Raw genomic sequence first — 3,616 nt, 5'->3', positions numbered from 1 at the left:
ACCCGACCGATGCACGCCGGAGTACGAGCGGACCATCGCAAAGATGGGTTCGCTGTTACCCTACCGCCGGGCGCGAACGCTGCTGGCGGAGTTTCTACCACTCGGCAAGCCACAGGCCGTGGAAACCGCCCGGCAACGAACCCTTCGTGTCGGCACAAGGGTGGAACAGGAGGCTGTCGCGGGGGCGGGATCCAAGTCAGCGGTGGTGGCGAAATCTATTGCGCTCTCCATTGACGGCGGCCACGTTCGGGCGGCTCGTCAGTATCAGGGGCGAACGTTTGAGGCTCTCCTCGCTCAGGTCAGCGACGATGAGGGGAAGCGGGTCGTATTCGCCAGCGTGCCGGCGGAGGCGACTTCGCAGACCCGGCAGTTGCGCGGTGTACTTCATAGATTGGGCGCAACGCCAGCGACACCGGTCACCATCCTGAGCGATGGTGCCGATGGTCCGCGATCGCTCGGCGAAGCCGCCAGCCCTGGTCCGACCCATCATGTGCTCGACTGGTTTCACCTCGCGATGCGGGTTCAGCACGTCGCTCAAGCGGCCACGAGCTGGCCCGATAAGACGGAGACGGATCGTAACGCCGGTACTTGCCTCACCGAGACGATCGAGCGGATCCGATGGCGTCTCTGGCATGGTCAGGTCAAACGGGCTCTGGATCTCATTGCCGAAACCATCGTTACAGTAGACGTTGCAGCCGACGACAAGTCGCTGATTGCCGCCGCCGCACGCAAGGTGGCGCGCCTTCTGGGCGATCTGGAGACATACGTATCTGGACAATCCAGCATCATCATCGACTACGCGACAGCCCGCTGCCGCAAAAGGACCGATTTCGACGGCGATCACCGAGGGTACGGTGCAATGGCTGCTGCATCGGCGAATGAATGCCCAGCAGCAAATGCGCTGGTCTCCGCGGGGCGCTCATTTGATGCTGAAAGTCCGAACCTCCGTCGTGAACGGCACGCTTAACCGGGATTATGCCGGCGCGGAGCGTTGGGCCCGCCGCCCGTTTCGGAGAGCGGCCTGCCCCCCACTTTCTGGACGGTCTCATCGACTTCTTCTGAACGAAATACGCCCGGCGGATCTTCGCGACCGTCTCCAATACCAGCATCCCAACACAGGCTCCCGTGCACCACGGAAACCATCGTGAACCCCATCGTTCGAGGGGGGTCCCTTTTGGGCGCCGATCACCCCTCAAACGGGGTCCTTTTTCCACGCCGAATCACAGCATCAACCCGCAACTAGCCTCCGCGTGTGATTTGTGCGCATGGTGGTACCCATGCGTCCATTGCTATGCCTCGCGTTTCTCCTCGCGGTGTCGGTTACGACACACGCTGCTCCCTTGCAGGAACCCGCTACCCTATGCGAGCAGGCGATCAGGAGAGCGGAGGTAGTCGGACGCACACCGCTTGGAATGCTTGCGGCCGTCGGACAAGTTGAGAGTGGGCGGCCGGACCCAAGGACTGGCGGAATGCGGCCCTGGCCGTGGGCTATTGATGCGGATGGCGCCGGCCAGTTTTTCGCGACAAAGGCCCAGGCCGTCGCCGCAGTCGCCGCGTTGGAGGCCCAAGGGGTGCACTCGATCGATGTCGGATGCATGCAGGTCAACCTGATGGACCACCCGGACGCGTTCACGTCGCTCGATCAGGCCTTCGACCCCTATGCCAATACCGCCTTCGCCGCGCGCTTTTTGAACGTCCTCTACAATCGCACTGGAAGCTGGCCCAAGTCGATCGCGGCCTACCATTCAGGCACGCCGCTATTCGCGGATGAGTATCAGCGCCGCGTGTTGGCGATGTGGCAGGAGCACAAAGCAACGCACCTCAGCGGCCTGACCCATGTCGATAGTGGTCTGATGTATGGCGCGTTCGGCTCAACCGGTCGCGTCTACGGCCTTATCCTGCCGGGGAGATGAGTAGGGTCTCCACTGGGCGACAGATCCTGGCTGGCCGCGCTGCGGCTGTCTGCCTACGCTTATGAGGCCATCGCCGGCTGGATTTCGCTCGATTGGCGCCCCTGTCTGGGCCGACTGTCTGATGAATTCTCGGACCGGTCAAACCGGATCGAGACCATGGCAAGCGCTGACCGATAACAGCCGGATTCCTCGGCGGCTGCCCTGGCGACGACCAGCATCGCTTTCACCCGGTTCTGCCTCGAAGCGGGTTCGCTGTCACAGTGGCGGCACGCGGGTCTGGCAAAGGCGGGTTTGCCGGTCGTGTTGCCGGAGACACTTCAACTGCGCGCTACCACCCGATCCATGCCGGTCAAGACAGACCGGAATGACGCCCGGGTATTGCGCAGATGGTCCGCACTGGCTGGTACAAGGCCGTGCACGTGAAATCGGAGCTGTCCCCAGGCAAACGCGTCCGGCGTCAGGTCCAGAAGCGCATCAGGGACTGGCACGATTTGCAGGAAACGGCGTGCGGTCACTCGGGGTCCCGTAACTGCTTGAGCTCATCAAGGAGCCGGGTTCCTGCGTCCAGAGCCGCCGCGGCCGCGTCTGCCGAAACATCGACCCCGTGCGTCGCTTCATTCAGAATGCGAAGCGTCTCGCCAAAAGCCGCCGCGCTTTGTGGCAGGCCGCGGACCTGCACCAGGCGCCCGAGCATGGACCTGATCGGGAGCGAGCCATCGGGAATATTGTGCTGCTGTGTCAGCTGCCGCAGCATGCGCTCGATGTCGATTCGCAGCTTAACCAGCGCCATGAGGGGATACTCGCGGGCGAGGTCAGCCTGGGTCGGCAAGTCGGCCTCGAACTGCTTGGGCAGTTGCGGCGAGACGCGATAGGCCGCGACGCCCAGGGGCTTGGCGCTGTCGCGGAGCGCATATTCAACGATCACTTCGTTCCTGCCCTTGCACAGGATCAGCCCGATCGTCGGCGCGTCAGCCGGATGGCGCAGCAGGTCGTCGACGGCCGACAAATAGAAGTTCATCTTGCCGGCGTACTCAGGCTTGAAGTCGTCGACCTTGAGGTCGATGACGACGAAGCAGCGCAAGCGCAGGTGATAGAAGAGGAGATCGAGATAGAAGTCCTGGTCGCCGATCTCGAGGTGATACTGGCTGCCGACAAAGGCGAAACCCTTGCCGAGTTCAAGGAGGAGTTCGCGCAGGTTGTCGAGCAGGCCGCGTTCGAGTTCGCGCTCCGAGATGTCTGCCGCGGCCGCCAGAAACTCGAAATCGTACGGGTCCTTCAGCAGCTCGCGGGCCAGATCCGATTGCGGGCTCGGCAGGGTTTGGGCAAAATTGGTCGGCGCCTTGCCGGCGCAATCGATGAGCCGTCCCTCGATCTGATGAGCCAGGACCGCCCGGCTCCAGCCGTGCTCGACCGCCTGGCTGGCGTACCCGGCGCGCTCCTCAGACTGCTTGAGGGCCTCGAGCAGGCGGATGTTATGGCCCCAGGGAAGTTGTGCAACAAGCTGTTGCACGATTGTCCGGCCAGGCCTCGGCGAAGGCCCGCATATATTTCAGGTTGCGCGGGGAGAGCCCGGTCATCTCGGGAAAATCCCGGCACAGCTCGCGGGCCAAGCGATCGATGACAGCTGTCCCCCAACCCTCAGCGGACTGCCGAAGCAGGATGTCACGGCCGATCTCTCAATACAACAGAATCAGTTCCCGGTT

2 protein-coding genes and 2 pseudogenes are annotated in these 3,616 nt (G+C 62.9%); 2 read left to right on the top strand and 2 right to left on the bottom strand.

From position 1 onward, the window contains the following. A pseudogene (locus GSQ89_RS29460) lies at nt 1-1,022 on the top strand (ISKra4 family transposase); the annotation flags it as partial. Nucleotides 1,023-1,469: 447 nt separating this feature from the next. Continuing rightward, the gene (locus GSQ89_RS29455; RefSeq protein ID WP_371734305.1) at nt 1,470-1,913 is read left to right on the top strand and encodes a transglycosylase SLT domain-containing protein; all 444 of its coding nucleotides are present in this window, start codon (nt 1,470-1,472) and stop codon (nt 1,911-1,913) included. Nucleotides 1,914-2,424: 511 nt separating this feature from the next. Here the strand turns inward: GSQ89_RS29455 and GSQ89_RS39520 are convergent. Then, the gene (locus tag GSQ89_RS39520) at nt 2,425-3,192 is read right to left on the bottom strand and encodes a PDDEXK nuclease domain-containing protein (protein WP_371734308.1); all 768 of its coding nucleotides are present in this window, start codon (nt 3,190-3,192) and stop codon (nt 2,425-2,427) included. 141 nt (nt 3,193-3,333) lie between these two features. Then, nucleotides 3,334-3,532, bottom strand: a pseudogene (locus GSQ89_RS39515) (DUF1016 N-terminal domain-containing protein); the annotation flags it as partial. Between the last annotated feature and the right edge of the window lie 84 nt (nt 3,533-3,616).

The sequence above is a fragment of the Acidisphaera sp. S103 genome (assembly GCF_009765975.1).
Classification (GTDB): domain Bacteria; phylum Pseudomonadota; class Alphaproteobacteria; order Acetobacterales; family Acetobacteraceae; genus Rhodopila.
This window is presented reverse-complemented; position numbering and strand designations above follow the sequence as displayed.